16 protein-coding genes are annotated in these 18,578 nt (G+C 40.1%); 10 read left to right on the plus strand and 6 right to left on the minus strand.

What is annotated here, in order from left to right; genetic code table 11:
• The 4 genes from AB5935_RS20995 to AB5935_RS21010 form a co-directional block, all read left to right on the plus strand.
• Positions 1–306: DUF3276 family protein (locus AB5935_RS20995; RefSeq protein WP_368327545.1), on the plus strand; the 306-nt coding region annotated here is incomplete at its 5' end.
• A 180-nt stretch (positions 307–486) separates the two neighbouring features.
• Positions 487–1,083, plus strand: a complete 597-nt coding sequence (locus AB5935_RS21000; protein ID WP_007833198.1) for a 50S ribosomal protein L25/general stress protein Ctc — start codon at positions 487–489, stop codon at positions 1,081–1,083.
• Between the two features lie 24 nt (positions 1,084–1,107).
• A complete protein-coding gene (gene pth, locus AB5935_RS21005) occupies positions 1,108–1,671 on the plus strand; it encodes an aminoacyl-tRNA hydrolase (RefSeq protein ID WP_007833197.1) in 564 nt (187 codons plus the stop codon).
• A complete protein-coding gene (locus AB5935_RS21010) occupies positions 1,671–2,099 on the plus strand; it encodes an RNA-binding S4 domain-containing protein (protein ID WP_007844299.1) in 429 nt (142 codons plus the stop codon). Before pth ends, AB5935_RS21010 begins: the two co-directional genes overlap by 1 nt.
• A 77-nt stretch (positions 2,100–2,176) precedes the next feature.
• On the opposite strand, the gene AB5935_RS21015 is transcribed toward AB5935_RS21010, so the two are convergent.
• From AB5935_RS21015 to AB5935_RS21035, 5 genes are all read right to left on the minus strand, one after another.
• Positions 2,177–2,602: an HIT family protein gene (locus AB5935_RS21015; protein ID WP_007833193.1), complete on the minus strand. Its 426-nt coding sequence runs from the start codon at positions 2,600–2,602 to the stop codon at positions 2,177–2,179.
• Positions 2,603–2,626: 24 nt separating this feature from the next.
• Positions 2,627–4,894, minus strand: a complete 2,268-nt coding sequence (locus AB5935_RS21020) for a cation:proton antiporter (RefSeq protein ID WP_007833191.1) — start codon at positions 4,892–4,894, stop codon at positions 2,627–2,629.
• 206 nt (positions 4,895–5,100) lie between these two features.
• A complete protein-coding gene (gcvT, locus tag AB5935_RS21025) occupies positions 5,101–6,186 on the minus strand; it encodes a glycine cleavage system aminomethyltransferase GcvT (protein WP_007844296.1) in 1,086 nt (361 codons plus the stop codon).
• A 35-nt stretch (positions 6,187–6,221) separates the two neighbouring features.
• Positions 6,222–7,442 (minus strand): peptidase T, encoded by a 1,221-nt coding sequence (pepT, locus tag AB5935_RS21030; RefSeq protein WP_038610079.1) that lies wholly within the window; start codon positions 7,440–7,442, stop codon positions 6,222–6,224.
• A gap of 107 nt (positions 7,443–7,549) precedes the next feature.
• Positions 7,550–8,956, minus strand: coding sequence for an amidophosphoribosyltransferase (locus tag AB5935_RS21035; protein WP_007833188.1), 1,407 nt, complete (start codon positions 8,954–8,956; stop codon positions 7,550–7,552).
• Positions 8,957–9,054: 98 nt separating this feature from the next.
• On the opposite strand from AB5935_RS21035, the gene crcB reads away from it, so the two are divergent.
• A complete protein-coding gene (gene crcB / locus AB5935_RS21040; protein WP_007833187.1) occupies positions 9,055–9,420 on the plus strand; it encodes a fluoride efflux transporter CrcB in 366 nt (121 codons plus the stop codon).
• Between the two features lie 75 nt (positions 9,421–9,495).
• Here crcB and AB5935_RS21045 read toward each other — a convergent pair whose 3' ends face one another.
• A complete protein-coding gene (locus tag AB5935_RS21045; protein WP_008675480.1) occupies positions 9,496–10,251 on the minus strand; it encodes a NigD-like protein in 756 nt (251 codons plus the stop codon).
• A 295-nt stretch (positions 10,252–10,546) separates the two neighbouring features.
• Here AB5935_RS21045 and AB5935_RS21050 point away from each other — a divergent pair, with 295 nt between their 5' ends.
• The 5 genes from AB5935_RS21050 to AB5935_RS21070 form a co-directional block, all read left to right on the plus strand.
• Positions 10,547–14,536 (plus strand): response regulator, encoded by a 3,990-nt coding sequence (locus tag AB5935_RS21050; RefSeq protein WP_038610083.1) that lies wholly within the window; start codon positions 10,547–10,549, stop codon positions 14,534–14,536.
• A 111-nt stretch (positions 14,537–14,647) separates the two neighbouring features.
• Positions 14,648–15,265 (plus strand): phosphatase PAP2 family protein, encoded by a 618-nt coding sequence (locus AB5935_RS21055; RefSeq protein WP_007833184.1) that lies wholly within the window; start codon positions 14,648–14,650, stop codon positions 15,263–15,265.
• Positions 15,266–15,302: 37 nt separating this feature from the next.
• On the plus strand, positions 15,303–17,219 hold the full coding sequence (locus tag AB5935_RS21060) for a sialate O-acetylesterase (protein WP_007850283.1): 1,917 nt from the start codon (positions 15,303–15,305) through the stop codon (positions 17,217–17,219).
• A 77-nt stretch (positions 17,220–17,296) separates the two neighbouring features.
• Positions 17,297–18,121, plus strand: a complete 825-nt coding sequence (gene coaW, locus AB5935_RS21065) for a type II pantothenate kinase (RefSeq protein WP_007844286.1) — start codon at positions 17,297–17,299, stop codon at positions 18,119–18,121.
• Between the two features lie 250 nt (positions 18,122–18,371).
• Positions 18,372–18,578, plus strand: a 207-nt coding sequence (locus AB5935_RS21070) for a hypothetical protein (protein ID WP_229045466.1), incomplete at its 3' end; no start/stop codon positions are given.

Genomic DNA, 18,578 nt, shown 5'->3' on the forward strand with positions numbered 1-18,578 from the left:
CGTATTTATTATTTAGATGTGAAGAAAAATCGAAAAGATGAAATGTTTTTGGCTATTACTGAAAGCAAGAAAATTGTTTCGGGAGAAGGTGATGACTCGCAAGTAAGCTTCGAAAAACATAAGATTTTTCTATATAAAGAAGATTTTGAGAAGTTCATGAACGGTTTACAACAGGCTATACAGTTTATTGCCGAAGAGCAAGGTCCTATTGAACCTCATCACACTGAAAATGAAGAACAGGAAACAACCGAAGATGCGCACAAACCGCTTAGTCCGAATGAAATTAAAATAGATATCGATTTCTGATTCCAACTGATAAAGAAAGCACAATGATAAAAAAATTGTGCTTTCTTTTTGTCAAGTCGGAAATAAGCAGTAATTTTGCACCGCTTTTTCAAGCTCATCGTGTGATATACCACATCGTGTGATGGCGAATTAAGCAATAAGATCAACTTAATTTAGAGTAACACAAAAAATTTAAAAACAATGAAATCAATTGAAATTAAAGGTACTGTCAGAACAGACGTAGGAAAGAAAGCAACTCACGAATTGCGTAAGAACAATGGTGTTCCTTGTGTATTGTATGGAGTGCAGAAAGACGAAAACGGCTTGCCCGTAGCTACTCACTTCTCCGTTCCCACCGAAGGACTCCGTAACTTGGTATACACACCGCACATCTATGTTGTAGACTTGAACATTGATGGTAAAATAGTAAACGCTATTTTGAAAGATATCCAGTTCCATCCTGTAACGGATGCAATCCTTCACGTTGACTTCTATCAGATTGATGAAGCCAAACCTATTGTTATGGAAGTTCCTGTTCAGTTGGAAGGTTTGGCAGAAGGTGTACGTGCCGGTGGTAAATTGGCATTACAGTTGCGTAAACTGAAAGTGAAAGCTTTATACAATGTAATTCCTGAACGCCTGGTTGTTGATGTAACTTCTTTGGGTCTGGGCAAGACTATCAAAGTGGGCGAATTAAGCTATGAAGGTTTGGAATTGATTAACGCTAAAGAAGCCGTTGTTTGCGCAGTTAAATTAACTCGTGCCGCTCGTGGTGCTGCTGCAACTGCCGGTAAATAATCAGTAACCCTTTAATCCTTATCAATGAAATATTTGATTACAGGACTGGGTAATATAGGTGAAGAATACCGAAATACCCGTCACAACATAGGATTCACAGTATTGGACGCCCTTGCAAAGGCGTCCAATCTTGTTTTTACTGACGGACGTTACGGAGCCACTGCCACCCTCTCGCTCAAAGGACGCCAGCTTATCCTGCTGAAACCGTCTACTTACATGAACTTGAGTGGAAATGCAGTGCGCTACTGGATGCAAAAAGAAAACATTCCGTTGGAAAATGTGTTGGTAGTGGTGGACGACCTCGCCCTTCCTTTCGGTACATTACGTCTGAAAGGAAAAGGCAGCGATGCCGGACACAATGGTTTGAAACATATAGCTGCTACGCTGGGCACACAAGATTATGCCCGTCTGCGCTTTGGTATCGGCAACGATTTTCCCCGTGGCGGGCAAATAGATTTTGTATTAGGTCACTTCACTGATAAAGATTTGAAGACCATGGACGAACGTGTAGCAACGGCTTGCGACATAATTAAGAGTTTTTGCCTGGCAGGCATCAGTATAACAATGAACCAATACAATAAAAAGTAATGGCTGAAGCAAGAATTGATAAATGGCTATGGGCCTCACGTATATTCAAGACCCGCACTATCGCTGCCGAAGCATGCAAGAAAGGACGGGTTTCTATCAACGGCACTCAGGTGAAGCCATCGAGAATGATAAAACCGGGAGAAGTGATACAGGTAAAGAAACCACCTGTCACGTACTCATTTAAAGTTTTACAGGCAATAGAAAAACGTATAGGTGCCAAATTGGTTCCTGAAATACTGGAGAATGTAACGACTCCGGAACAATATGAATTGCTGGAAATGAGCAAAATCAGCGGTTTTGTTGATCGCGCCCGCGGAACAGGACGTCCCACTAAAAAGGACCGTCGCAGTATGGAAGAGTTCATTACTCCTGAATATTTCGGTGACGATGACTTCGACTTTGAATTTGATTTCGAAGAAAAAGAGTGATTAGTTAATAGTTAGTGATTAGTGGTTAATAGCGGATGCATACACCGCAGGCACTAATCACTAACCACTAATCGCTACTACAGATTTTTTTTTATAGCTTCAATCATTTCTTGATATTCCGCATCAGCCAGATAAACTTTTCCCGGATTCATCTGAAATACACCTCCATAATCAGGTCCATCCACATACTTGGGGACCAAATGAAAATGCAAGTGAGAAAGTTTGTCACTATACGCTCCGTAATTTATTTTTTCAGGATGGAAAGCCTTGTCCATGGCACGGGTCACACGGGTAACATCTGCCATAAATGCGTTACGTTCTTCATCACTCAGTTCAAACAAGTCGTTTACATGATCTTTATAAGCAACAAGGCAACGTCCGCGATAGGTTTGTTCCTTAAAAAGGAATACACGTGAAACACTCAGTGGCGCTATTTCAATCATTAAATTGTGCAATGTCTCATTGTTCTGACAATACAGACAATCTTTAGGATCACTTTTCATGGTTTTCTTATTTATTAAAATTAATTATTCTTCCTCTTTTTCTTTCTTACCCAACAAACGGTACACATCATCCCGTTCGCCTACCACCCATACCACATCTCCTTCCGTAAAAGGTACATTGATATCAGGGGTCATCAGCGTACTATCTTCTTTTTCGACGCCTACTACCAGACATTTGTACTCATCCCGGATACCACTTTCTCTGATATTCTTACCCAAGAAAAATGAGTTACGATCTATAATGAACTGTTTCAGACTCATTTCACGCCTTTCCAAATCTTCCTCTTCGGCGGCGGCTGATACTCTTTCTGCTTGACGGGCAAACTCGCCCAACTGCTCATCCGTACCGATTACCTGTATGGTGTCACCGGGAAACAGACGTACATTTGCCCCAGGAATATTAATACGATGCATTCCACGAATGATAGATGCCACATGCACTCCGTATTTATGCCCTAAATTCAATTCTCTTAATGTATGTCCCGCCCATAAGGAATCCGCAGGTATCTCAAAATCCGAAAGATGTAAGTCGCGGGACAACAAATGTCCTTCATACTCAGGACGTTTCTGGCCTGTAAATTCAGCATGCACATCTCTGAAACGCAAATTCTGAATAAAAGTACGCTCCATGAATATAGATTGTTTCTTTAGCCATCGCGAGAACATCATCATACCTACCAAAACAACAGCTATACCGATCAGCAAAGTCGTGGAAGCCTGAAAAAGTTTCTCTATCACAAACATCACAAACATGACAGCTATCATTATACGGAGTAAAATGGTAGAAATCAAGGGTGCCCGGTTGAAACGATTATCCTGCCATAACGCCTGAAACTCTACAGAGTGGTTTTTCTTCATAATAATGGCACGCAAGAAAGGTGCGATGCAAACGATAGTAAAAACAGCTCCTGCCAGATTTGCCCAAAAGACAGGCAGACTAGCCCGGAACAATGGAATAATAAAATGGAATGAAAGTGTAATCATAGCTATACACAATACGGAATAAACAGCTACAATCCTAGCTATGGCAACCAACAATTTCTTCCAATTGTTTTCATGATTCACCGTTTGCGATCCCGACGAATAACGCTCAAGCATTTTTCTCCATTTGCCGGGCAGACGTTTCTCTACTATATGATAAGCAGGTATCGCCAAACGTATCATATACGGGGTCAGAAATGTGGTAATGACCGAAACAGCCACCACAATAGGATACAAGAAATCACTGGTTACTTTCAGACTTACCCCCAATGAAGCGATAATGAATGCAAATTCACCAATCTGGGTCAGACTGAAACCACATTGCATGGCAACTTTCAACGGCTGTCCCGACAAAATCACGCCACCTGTACCAAAAATAACCTGCCCAAGCAGAATGGCCAATGTAATAATCACAATGGGCCATATATATTCTACAATCATGGCAGGGTCTACCATCATTCCCACAGATACAAAGAAAATGGCTCCAAACAAATCTTTTACAGGGGCCACAAGCTTCTCTATATTTTCGGCCTCCACCGTTTCTGCCAAAATAGACCCCATTATAAAAGCTCCAAACGCAGCCGAAAATCCAACCTTGGCCGCTACAACTACCATACCGAAGCACAATGCCAGCGAAACAATCAGCAATGTTTCATTTGCCATCCACTTGCGGGAACGCTTCAAAAATGTAGGAATGATATAAATACCTACCACAAACCATAATATAAGGAAGAATAATAATTTAGCAATGCTATAGACCATTTCACTACCCTCGAAATTCTGACTCACTGCCATTGTACTCAACATAACCATCAAAACAATAGCCAATATATCTTCCAATATCAAAATACTAAGAACCAAACCGGCAAACCGTTGCTGCCTCAACCCCAAATCATCAAAAGCTTTGTAAATAATAGTCGTAGAGGACATGGCCAACATACCTCCCAAATACAGACAGTCCATGCGTTGCCACCCGAAAGACCACCCCACAAAAATTCCAACCAATATCATACAAAATATAATGGTACACGCCGCAATGACCGCTGTCCCTCCTACTTTCACCAATTTCTTGAAACTAAATTCCAATCCCAGAGCGAACAACAAAAATATCACACCAATCTCCGACCATGTATGGATATTGGCCACATCAATGACCGACGGAGTAAGAGGAACATGGGGACTTGCCAAAAAGCCGGCTACGATATAGCCGAGAACAAGAGGTTGCTTTAACCGTTTAAAGACGAGCGTCATGACACCGGCGCAGATCAGAATCAAAGCCAAATCACTTATCAATGGAGCCAATTCAGACATAGCTAATAAATTTTTGATTGCAAAATTAAGAATTATCTATTTATCATATTCTTCATCCTATTATTAATTTTGCATCAAAAGCTGTTTTTATGGAAAGGAACTAACAACAAATGTATATCAGCCATATAAAGAAAAACGCGAATATTCAAAAAATCTGAATATTCGCGTTATATTTGTTATCAGCGTTCTCTTTTCCGGCTTTCGATTTATTTTCTGAACGGGGCCTTTACTATTACAGCTTTCAGTTTGCGTCCGCGCACATCAATAAATATTTCAGTACCTAATGCTGTGTAAGCGGTCTGAACATATCCCATACCAATACCAATCTTACGCATTGGAGACATGGTACCACTAGTTACTTCACCTATTTTCTCTCCATCAGCATTTACCAGTTCATAACCATGACGGGGAATACCACGGTCTACCATTTCAAAAGCAATCAGCTTGCGTTTCAATCCTTCGGCTTTCTGCTTTTCAAGTAAAGCGCGTGAAATGAAATTCTTTCCTTCAACAAACTTAGTAATCCAGCCCAATCCTGCTTCCAACGGAGAAGTGGTATCACTCAAATCATTACCATACAGGCAAAAGCCCATTTCCAAACGTAATGTATCACGAGCCCCTAGTCCGATAGGTTTAATCCCTTCAGGAGCACCTGCTTCAAAAATTGCTTTCCAGATAGCCTGACCGGCTTCGGGATAAAAATAAAGCTCGAAACCACCTGCACCGGTATAACCGGTATTCGAAATAATCACATCTTTCTGACCGGCGAACTCACCTGTGGTAAAAGCATAATAAGGAATTTCGGACAAGTCGACCGGAGTCAGTTTTTGCAAAACTTCCATAGCCTTCGGTCCCTGAATAGCAAGCTGTGCCATATGGTCGGATGCATTTTCCAATTCCGCACTCACTGTGTTATGACTGACACACCAGTTCCAGTCTTTCTCAATATTGGCTGCATTTACCACCAACAAGTATTTTTCGGATTCATAGTGATATACCAACAGGTCATCAACAATACCTCCCTCCTCATTAGGGAAACAAGTATATTGCGCTTTACCGACAGGCAAAGTTGCTACATTGTTTGAAGTCACTTGCTGCAAAAACTCCAACGCATTAGGACCTTTTACCCAAAATTCACCCATATGGGATACGTCAAAAACACCTACGGCATTACATACTGTAAGGTGTTCATCAATAATTCCCGAATATTCAATAGGCATATTATAACCTGCAAATTCGTGCATTTTCGCCCCCAAGGCAATGTGTGTTTCGGTAAACGGAGTTGTTTTCATGTTATTACTTTACTATTTTAAGGTTAATAAATTACTTATCTTGCCACCAACTCAGCAATTTTCACCACTACTTTCATAGCTTTCTCAATAGACTGGATTGGCACGAACTCATATCTGCCATGAAAATTCAAGCCACCGGCAAAAATATTGGGACAAGGCAATCCTTTGAATGAAAGTTGTGCGCCATCCGTTCCGCCGCGGATAGCCTTCACCTTAGGTGTCACGCCCGCCTCTTCCATAGCCTTGAAAGCGACATCAATGATATGCATCACCGGCTCAATTTTCTCACGCATATTGTAATACTGATCTTTCAGTTCCAAGGTAACGGTACCTTCTCCATATTTCTTATTGATGATTTCCACCCATTTTTTCATATTTTCCTTGCATGCCTCAAACTTGGCACGGTCATGATCACGGATTATATAAGAGATAGTAGTCTGCTCTACTTCACCCGTCATGCCAATCAAATGATAGAATCCCTGATAACCATCAGTACACTCAGGCACTTCGTCCGTAGGCAGTAAAGCCACAAACTCATTAGCTACACGCAAAGAGTTGATCATTTTATCCTTAGCGTATCCCGGATGTACGTTACGTCCTTTAATAATCACTTTTGCAGAAGCGGCATTAAAGTTTTCAAACTCCAACTCCCCTACTTCACCACCATCCATCGTATATGCCCACTCGCATCCGAATCTCTCCACATCAAATTTATGTGCACCCAAGCCTATTTCTTCATCAGGATTAAATCCCACACGAATTTTTCCATGCTTGATTTCAGGATGTTCTTTCAGATATACCATAGCTGAGATAATTTCAGCAATGCCCGCCTTATCATCAGCTCCCAACAATGTCTTGCCGTTAGTTACAATAAGATCCTCCCCTTTATGATCCAACAATTCGGGAAATTGCTTGGGAGAAAGTATAACGTTGTCTTCTTCACACAATACAATATCTGTCCCATCATAACCATAGACAATGCGTGGGGTGACTCCTGCACCCGTCATATCGGGACTGGTATCCATGTGTGCAATAAATCCGATGGCAGGAACCGGTTTATCCGTATTGGCCGGCCATGTAGCAAACAGATAACCATTCTCATCCAAAGAAATTTCCTGAAAGCCCAATTGTTCCAATTCTGATTTTAAATATTGCGCAAACACCATCTGCTTCGGCGTACTAGGGGTAACTCCGCTATTCTCATCAGACTGAGTGTCGAAGCTTACATATTTTAAAAATCGTTCTATTACCGTCATTTTTCTTTTTGTTTTAATATTCATACTTGCCTGTAAAAATAGAAAAAGAGCCGTGAATTGCCAAACAAATCACAGCTCTTTTTTATTAATATTTTATTATTTTGTTATTAGAAGCAACTGGAGCCATCAAAACAATGGGTACATACCTTACATTTTGGTAATCCTATCGCTTCTACCAAAGTTTCCAAAGTATTGAACTTCAACGAACTCAGACCAAAGCGGTCGGCAATCATTTGTACCATCTTCTTATATTCCGGCGAATCTGTTGTTGCATATTTTTCCAGATTCTTATTTTCATCGCCTTCAATCTCCTTAATCATCCGGCGGGTAATCAGTTCCAAATCACTTTTTGAAGAAGTGAAACCAATGAAAGGACATCCATAAATCAATGGCGGACAAGCAATGCGCATATGAACCTCTTTAGCACCATAATCAAATAAAATTTTCACATTATCACGAAGCTGGGTCCCACGCACTATAGAATCGTCACAAAACAACACGCGCTTACCTTCCAGCATTGCGCGATTAGGTATCAGCTTCATTTTTGCTACCAGTGAACGCATTTCCTGATTGGCAGGAGTGAAACTACGAGGCCAGGTAGGTGTGTACTTGGCAATAGCACGATGATAAGGAATTCCTTTACCTTCAGCATACCCCAATGCCATACCTACCCCCGAATCAGGAATACCGCAGGCACAATCAACTTCCGAATCGTCCTTCTGCCCCATTTTATAACCACTCATAAAACGTACTTCCTCTACATTTTTTCCTTCATAACATGAAACCGGAAATCCATAATATACCCACAAAAAAGAACAAATCTGCATTCCTTCGTTCGGCTTGCGCATTTGTTCCATTCCATCGGCACGCAAGCGAATAATTTCGCCCGGTCCTACATATTTCTCTATTTCATAATCCAGATTCGGCAAACTGCTTGATTCACTTGTCGCAGCATACGCACCCTCTTTTTTACCTATTACAATCGGAGTACGCCCCCATTTGTCACGTGCTGCTATAATACCATCTTCCGTCAATATCAGCATGGAGCATGATCCTTTGATTTTATTAAAAACATTCTCGATACCATCTACAAAATTTTTTCCTTGCACAATAAGCAATGCTATCAGTTCTGTCTGGTTCGTCTTGCCAAGACTCATTTCAGAAAAGTGCATATTAGCCGCCAACAAGTCGCATTCCAATTCCGTAATGTTATTGATTTTAGCTACTGTGACGATGGCGAACTTGCCTAGATGCGAGTTTATCACGATAGGCTGCGGGTCCGTATCACTGATAATGCCGATACCCGAACTCCCTTTGAACTTTGGAAGTTCAGATTCAAACTTCGTACGGAAATAAGAGCTCTCCAAATTGTGGATAGAGCGCATAAAGCCCTCTCCTTGAGCATACGTAGCCAAACCACCTCTTTTTGTTCCTAAATGTGAATTATAGTCCGTCCCGTAAAATAAGTCGGTGACGCATTCAGCCTTTGAGACTGTTCCAAAAAAACCACCCATTCCTTTTTGCGTATTTTTCGTTTAGGGTGCAAAATTACTAAAAAAGTTTGGCTCTGAATGAATAATCATTGCTATTTTTGCATCAAAATGTAGCATTTATGAAATCACTATTACTCATCTTCTTGGGAGGAGGTACAGGAAGTGTACTTCGCTACCTGCTTACCATAAGTATTTATCGCCAGGGAGCAACGAATTTTCCGTGGGGTACTTTCGCAGTCAATATTTTGGGTTGCATACTTATCGGGGTATTTTATACCCTCACCTCACGCATTCATATCAACAATGATATAAGACTGATGCTCACTATCGGACTTTGTGGTGGCTTCACCACTTTCTCCACTTTCAGCAACGAAAGTTTGCAATTACTGAAATCAGGACTCTACCCCTCTTTTTTCACATACATCATTAGCAGTGTGGTATTGGGTATCCTCGGAGTAATGCTAGGGATATGGATGAGCGAATAGAGCAAAATAAATATCCCTCCGGCTCTATACCACATAGAACAGGAGGGATTGAAATTGCACCTCAGTTATAAAACCTTATTTTAATCTCAAGACACTTCGTCCGGCTGTAATGGCTGCATTGTTTGCAGGAGTTGACTTACGGGTACAATAATCAAATTCCGCTGTTTTCTCTCCGTTAAATGATTTCCATTTTAATTTCAGCTTCACTGTTTTTCCTTCAGTGTCAGGCAAAGAATCCAAATTAAATGCCACCAGTCCGTCGGCAGGTTCACCGTATACATCACCAAAGGCATTATGGCGGAATTCTACCTCATAAGGATTTTCAGCATCTTTACTCATCAGCAAATTGACAAAATGAGCTTGACTGCGATCCCCCCACATGGTTCTGAAACGCAAAGTCAAATAACCGTCCTCGGCAATTGTCACCCAATCGTTAATCATATCTACAGGGTCAGTACCATACACTTCATCATTCTTATCTCCTAAATCACCGGCAATCGGTTTTGTCAAGATACTGTCTATCCAGTTGATATGTACAGCCTTGTCATACTCTCCGCTTGACTCATTCACCGGATCGAAATTTACAAGAGCCCTTACTTCCTTCTCACCATAAGGAGAATTTTTCATATTGACAGGCAACAGTGTCGTACTGTCATCCAACTGCATAAAAAATGAATTGTCGGCCACCGGTTTCACAGTAACCAATGCATTGGGCCACGCGTATCTGTAATAATCATTATCATCATCATCCAAACAGGATTGAAAGATTATCACAGAAGCAAGTACCGCTACAGACGCAAGCAATTTATTAAAACCAAAAAACTTTTTCATTGTGCTTTTCTTTATTAGTTAATTATTCTAGTTTATAAGTCTTTTCTATTGAAAGAAATGCAGGCTATACCATAATACTGCACGAAGTTTTGTTAAGAAAACATAATCATCTGACAGTAATGTTACAAACATTCTTCCATTTGCATTTTCTACATCTAAACAAGTGACGCTATAGGCGAACAAAGGGATAATTTTACCGAAATTTAGATCATATCAAATTACTAGTCCTATGATTTTTTTATCTTAAATTTGTTACTGTTTTTTGAAAAGGAAAAGATTTAGAATAAAGAGTTTTATGAAAGCTACTATCGCAAGTCTCATTTTTTTGCTATTGTCATTAGCCGTCTCATCGCAGACTTATAAATATATTGGTATAGAAGAAGGACTAAGTAATCAGAAAATATACAGAATTCAAAAAGACGCGCGTGGATACATGTGGTTCCTCACCCATGTGGGAATAGACCGATATAACGGAAAAGAAATAAAACATTATAAATTAAAAGAAGGCGACAGGGAGCTAGACCCGTTATTGAATATAAACTGGACTTATTTAGATAAAACAGGTACACTGCTGGTCACAGGAAAACAAGGCAGAATTTTCCGTTATGATTCAGGACACGATCGTTTTGTACAGATATACAGTATGTACAATTACTGGAACAAGGACTACCATGCTTTCGTGAGATATAGTTATATAGACCAGGAGAGTAACGTATGGTTGTGCGGCAAATCAGCTATCCACCTTTTTAACATAGAATCCGGACAAAAGCAAAGAATTTCTAACCGGCTGGGAAATATCACCTGCATAGAACAGATAAACAGTGAACATTTTTTTATAGGTACAGACAAAAGAATCTATCTGGTAAAACTGGAAAACGGGAATTTGAAAGAACTCTCCTGCGGCAAACTGGAAATGATGGATATGCACGTACACGAATTATATCTACACCGTACAGCCAACAAACTATTTATAGGCACTTTTGAAAAGGGAGTCTATATATATGACTTAAATATCCAGAAAATTGTACGTCCCGAAGTAGAACTAACAGATGTGAATATTACACGGCTCAGTCCCTTGAACACAAAGGAATTATTAGTAGCCACTGAAGGAGCAGGAGTGCACAAATTAAACATAGATACCTATGAAACCGAACCTTATATCATTGCAAATTATGGTAGTTACAACGAAATGGACGGGAACATTATCAATGATGTATATGTAGACAACGAGCAGCGTATCTGGCTGTCTAGCTATCCTACAGGAATTACCGTCCGCAACAACCAATATACCAACTACAACTGGATAAAGCACTCTATTGGCAACCGGCAGTCACTAGTAAACAACCAAGTAAACTCTATTATAGAAGATAGTGACGGGGATCTGTGGTTTGGAACAAGCAACGGCATCAGCTTATACGATTCAAAGCAAAAGCAATGGCGTTCTTTTCTAAGCTCTTTCAATCACGGACTAAAAAATCAGAACCGCATTTTTATCACTTTATGCGAAGTTTCTCCGGGTATTATATGGGCCGGAGGATATGCATCGGGCATTTTCCAGATTACCAAGAAAAACGGAAACATAGAATACCTCACCCCTGCCCAATCTTTCCATCTGAATGTACGTGCCGACAAATACATACGCGACATTAAAAAGGACAGATACGGGTGCATATGGTCCGGAGGATATTATAATCTGAAATGCTTTAATCTAAAGACACGCCAAGGACGTCTTTATCCCGGACTAGGGTCCGTCACTGCCATTGAAGAAAAGGATAGTACATCTATGTGGATAGGTACCTCCACCAATCTTTTTCTACTGGACCGGAATTCGGGTAAATACAATGAAATACATCTGCCCGGTGGAGCAACCTACATTTATACGTTACACCAAGAAAACAATGGTTTACTCTACATTGGCACCAGTGGCTCCGGACTATTTACTTATGATCCGGTAAAAGAATCAATCAGCGCCCATTACTACACAGAAAACAGCCCGTTAGTATCAAACAGTATTTATGTTATTCTACCCACAAAAGACGGGAATATCTTGATGAGTACCGAAAATGGTATCAGTATTTTCTCGCCTACTAACCGCCAGTTCCGCAACTGGACTCGCGGACAAGGGTTGATGTCCACCTGTTTCAATGCCGGCTCTGGTGTACTACGTGCCAATGGGAACACTGTATTCGGAAGTACAGATGGTGCACTGGAATTCCCCCAAAACATAGAAATGCCCCAAGCAGGAGATTCACATATGATATTCAGCGACTTCCATATTTTCTACCAAACTGTATATCCTAATGATCCAAACTCTCCTCTGACTAAAGATATCGACCAAATAGAGAAATTGAATCTGAAATATATGCAAAATACATTTTCTATCCGAGTATCCTCTATCAATTACGATTATCCGTCGGACATACTATATACCTGGCAGTTGGAAGGATTCTACGACGGTTGGACTACTCCAAGTGACGAAGGGACTATCCGATTCACTAATGTTGCTCCCGGTACCTATACACTGCGTGTACGTTCCGTTTCTAAAGAGGATAATAAACACGTGTTGCAGGAGCGGATATTGAAAATTACTGTAGCACATCCCGTGTGGCTCAGTTTTTGGGCTATTTGTATTTATGTCCTGACTATCACTTCAGTAACATACGTCATTTTCCGCCTGCATTCCATGCGCAGAGAAAAGAAGGCCTCGGATGAAAGAACTCGGTTCTTTATCAATACAGCGCATGATATCCGTACTCCGCTGACACTAATAAAGGCACCTTTGGAAGAAATTCAACAAAAAGAAAATTTAAGTGAAGAAAGTCAGGCCAATATGCTTACAGCGATGAAGAACGTGGACACCTTGCTACGCCTCACCACTAATCTGATAAACTTCAGCAAAGCTAATGTATACTCCTCCTCCCTCCGTATATCGGAACATGAACTTAATACCTATATGGAAGGAATATGCCATGCCTTTTATAGTTATGCAGAAGCCAAACAGATCAAACTCGACTACAAAAGCAACTTTGAATATCAAAATGTATGGTTCGACAAAGAAAAAATGGACTCGATCACAAAAAACTTGATTTCAAATGCTATCAAATATACTCCCGCCCACGGTGAGGTACACATTATCATCTGCCATGACAAGGACAACTGGAGCCTGGAGATTACAGACACGGGCATCGGAATTCCTGCCAAAGAACAAAAAAAGTTATTCAAGTTACATTTCAGGGGCAGCAATGCCATCAATGCAAAAATTACAGGCAGTGGAATCGGACTGATGTTAGTATGGAAACTAGTACGTATTCATAAAGGAAAGATCAGCATAGAAAGCGTAGAGAATAAAGGCACCCGTGTAAAGGTTATCTTCCCCCAAAAACAATTCCGAAACCAACAGGTCCCGACAGAAACGGTACAACAAGAAAACGTGGCACCAGTATCTCCTAGTGCAGTCTCTCCCCATACTTATAAAGATCTGTATCGGCAGCATGTTCAAAATACACAGCGTATCCTGGTTGTGGAAGACAATGACGATCTACGCGAATATCTGTTTCATACTTTATCCGAAGCTTATCAAGTGGAAACGTGTACCAATGGCAAAGAAGCCTTAAAAATTATCCCTGAATTTAAACCTGATTTAGTATTATCAGACATTATGATGCCCGAAATGCGAGGAGACGAATTGTGTTCTGCTATCAAAAATAATATACTGACGTCTCATATCCCTGTAATTCTGCTAACAGCATTAAATGATGAAAAGAATATCGTTGAAGGATTAGAAACAGGTGCGGACAAATACCTAATAAAACCTTTTAATATAGGAATACTAAAAGCATCTATAGCCAACATACTGACTAACCGTGCACTCCTTCGCCGCAAATATGCAGATATGGAGTTACATAATGACAGTATTTCCATAAATTATAGCAACACATTGGACCAACAGTTCCTAGAAGCAGTGAAAGAAACAATAACTGAAAATCTAGACAATTCAAGTTTCAATGTGGAGTCACTCTGTGCTTCACAAAACATGAGCCGTTCCAGTTTCTACAATAAACTGAAAGCATTGACAGACCAAGCTCCGGCAGACTATATCCGCCTGATCCGGCTGAAACGGGCAGCACAATTACTATCCGAAGGACAGTATAATATATCCGAGATATCAGATATGACCGGGTTTAATGATGTAAAATATTTCCGCGAAGTATTCAAAAAATACTATAAAATAAGTCCCAGCGGATATAGCAAAGGGGAAATGAAGGAAGAACCGGCTAAACCATAAGAGTCCTAAAGAAACTTATTTTGAACAAAATTTATCATTAACACATTAATAGATAAAAGAGAAAATGAGTACTTTCGGGGCATTCATCCGTAGTACTTAATAAACTGACTTATGATAGGAAAAATTAAAACGATGGCAATCATCACGTTTTACATAGCTGTATTACTTGTTATTGCAGTGTATTTGCAAGACGGAAGCGGAACATTCTCTCATTTTTTCGAGAATGCAAATCTATACATACGTAATTTGCGTAATATACACGTTCCGGCTTTCCATCAAACTTATGACAATTATCTGCAACTTTTTCCACTCATACTTCTATTCGGACTAAAATTGGGAGGAATAAGAGGTCGTTTCGGATGGAAACGGTTGTTCACTTTCATAGTCCTGTCAGTCATACTGACACAGCTGGTAGTAAACGGATTAAAACTCACCACCGGAGTGCTTCGCCCGGATGCCACAAATTATTTCTCTTTTCCTTCCGGACATACGGCAGCAGCATTTATGGCAGCTACCTTATTGTATAAGGAATATGGGTTCAAAGGATATTGGATAGGATTAGTAGCATACGCAGCAGCTATAGTAACAGGGTTTACCCGTATTCTGAATAACCGTCACTGGCTGTTTGATGTCATCATTGGTGCCGCCTTGGGAATATTGCTTACAGATTTGGCTTTCCGTCTGGTACAACTCATATTCAAAGACCGAGGACTTATCCAGCATAAATAGATACCATAAGCCTGATAACACAACAAATTTAGCACTCATGAAAAAACAAATGATCTTATTAGGAATGTTAATGGCGTTTTGTATGACAGAAGCCAAAGTAACACTGCCTGCATTATTCACAGACAATATGATATTACAACAAAAATCAAATGTCATTTTCCATGGCCATTCATCCACAAAAAAAGAAGTGATAATAACAACAGGATGGAGTAAGCATCCCTATACGACATCACCTGACAAAGAAGGAAATTGGAGAATAGAAATTCCTACCCCATCTGCCGGAGGTCCTTATGAAATCATCATTTCGGACGGGGATAAACACATACTGCAAAATATTTTAATTGGTGAAATATGGTTGTATACAGGAGAATGTGAAACAGAAACTCCCATAGATATAGCCCCCCAACCTTATATCCGTCTGTTTCAGACAAAGAAAGAAATCTCCTTAGTTCCCAAGAAAGATTTACACACTACACAAGAAGGTTGGAAAGAATGCACCTCCAAAAACATAACCGGATTCCCTGCAGTGGGATATTTTTTTGCCAGCCAGTTACAAAAGACTCTGAAAGTACCCGTGGGTATAATAAGTTGTACCTGGAAAGATACTCCTGCAGAAGCATGGGCCAGTTATGATGCGTTAGAAGACCTGCCAAGCTACAACAAAGAAACAGAAATGCTTGAATCCTTGGAGTTCAATCCTGAAAAAATAGAAGCAGAATATGCCCGTAAAAGAGAAAAGTGGTATCAAGCTCTTTACGAACACGATATGGGATGGTGCGATGACCATCAAGTATGGGCGGAACCTGATTATTCGGATGAAAACTGGAAAACAATGGAACTTCCGGGATACTGGGAAGATAAGGGAATGAAAGACTTCGATGGAGTAGTATGGTTCAGAAAAACGATAGATATTCCACGTAACTGGACTAGAAAAAATATCACAATAAATTTGGGGAACATTGCCGATGAAAGCATTGTATATTATAACGGGACTGAAATAGGACGAAACACAAAAGCCGATGTGTCCTGCTGTTACAAAATTCCCTATAAGCTGGTAAAACGCGGAAAGGCTGTACTGACCATACGTGTGACCAATTACAAAAGCAAAGGAGGAATATATGGCCGTCCAGAAGACATGAAACTAAGTATACAAGGCAAGAATCTTATCTCATTGGCAGGAGAATGGAAATACCTGTCCGGTCTCTCATTAAGTGGAATCCCCCCTATACCCATTTCACCAGAAAGTAACCCTAAGTATCCCACAGGATTATTCAATGCGATGATACATCCGCTTACTTTTTTCCCTCTTCAAGGTATTGTATGGCATCAAGGAAAAAGTAATTTGGGAAGCAGCGATGAATATGCAGACTTATTCATGTCATTGATAGCCGACTGGCGCGATAAGTGGCAGAAACCACAAATGCCTTTCTACTTTGTACAACTGTCCAACCATGGGAAAAAAGAAGAAATACAAGATGATTCAGACTGGGCGGCCATACGTGAAGCACAAGCACAGGCTTTACACTTGAATCATACAGGCATGGTAGTAACCACCGATATTGGAAAAGGAAAAAGCAATACCTTCCAAAGCACTCTGGAAACAGGTCTTCGCCTATCACAGCTAGCATTAAAACAAACCTACGGAAAAAGAAAAATGCCTCAATATCCGGTTTACAAAAGCTACAGCATCGAAGGAAATACCCTTCGTATCCATTTTGAAAATCTAGGAAAAGGATTCCTGCATCCCGATCCAGTACGCGGATTTATAATTGCAGGTACAGATAGGATTTTTTATCCGGCAACAGTAACAGTAAAAAAGAAAGAAATAATTGTACAATCACCCGATGTACCTCATCCTGTAGCCGTGAGATACAATTGGGCCAACCATACTGACGGTGCTTTATTCGGAGCATCAGGTCTGCCAGTAGCCCCATTCCGAACAGATAATTGGTAATTATCGCAAGCTATATGAATAAACACTTAGATAATTCCTGTATATTTGCACTCTTTTAGAATAAACAAAGAAAAACAATGGGAATGGTAATAGGTATAGACGTAGGCGGAAGTACCACCAAAATAATAGGTGTGGATAAAGAAGGCATAAAACATCCTATGATTGTAAAAGCCGAAGATCCTATCACTTCGTTATTCGGTGCTTTTGGCAAATACATATATGATAATGGAATCAGCTTAAACGACATTGATAAAGTCATGTTGACAGGAGTGGGAAGTGCTTACGTAAACCAACCATTATATGGACTCTCTACTGATCATACGGATGAGTTTCTAGCAAACGGCCTTGGAGCTCACTATGACTCCCAACTACAAGACCTTATTGTAGTAAGCATGGGTACCGGCACCTCTTTTGTAAAAGTGGAAGGAGGTGAAAATATATCTCACATAGGTGGTATAGGTATTGGTGGAGGAACCATTCAAGGATTATCCTGCCTGTTGTTAAAAACACAGAATATTCATCAAGTGGTGAAGATGGCAGAGAAAGGTGTAATAGAAAATATTGATTTGCAAATCAAGGATATTTGCAACACTCCTCTACCGGGACTTCCTTTGGATGCCACCGCTTCCACATTTGGCAAAGCAAGCTCAAATGCCTCTATGGAAGATGTAGCAGCGGGAATCATTCATATGGTATTACAATCGATAGGACAATCTGTCATATTAGCAGCACTGAATAGCCATATCAAAGATTTTGTCCTGATAGGTAATTTGACCAAAATGCCACAATGCAAAGAAATATTCCCAGTTATGGAAAAAATGTATCAATGCCATTTTTGGATACCCGAATATGCAGAATATCGCACGGCATTGGGAGCAGCACTAGCTTATACATATAAATAAGAAAGAGAACAGACAGTACTGTTCTTAACTCCTTTATATTGTTATGCTAAAAGTATAACAGCATAATTCGGAACCCAAGGTTTTCCAACTTAACGAAGAAGAAAGTGCATCTCTCACTGATCTTCTAAAGTGGGAGATTCAATAAATATCCCTAAAACATGAGTGTCAAGCAAAACTTCTTATTTTTTTGAGTTTAACACTTTCTTTCTTCAATAAATTCAAAAAGAATAGCCCAAAAGTACAAAAATCAATGATAGAAAAAGAATTTAATGATAGAATTTACACTAAAAGTACTGCAAAAAGAGAAAAATATACCATATTCATGTTACAGAACATAGGATTATTTCCGTTACTAGACTCCGCCACATGCGTGCATATGCAAAAAAAAGCCTCCGGAACTTCTTCAAGTCCGGAGGCTTCAATCAAAAACGGCAGCTACCTACTCTCCCACTGTGAC

Origin of the sequence: Phocaeicola sp. RTP21198st1_B8_RTP21198_201120 (assembly GCF_040929485.1) — a bacterium.
Taxonomy (GTDB): Bacteria; Bacteroidota; Bacteroidia; order Bacteroidales; family Bacteroidaceae; genus Phocaeicola; species Phocaeicola dorei.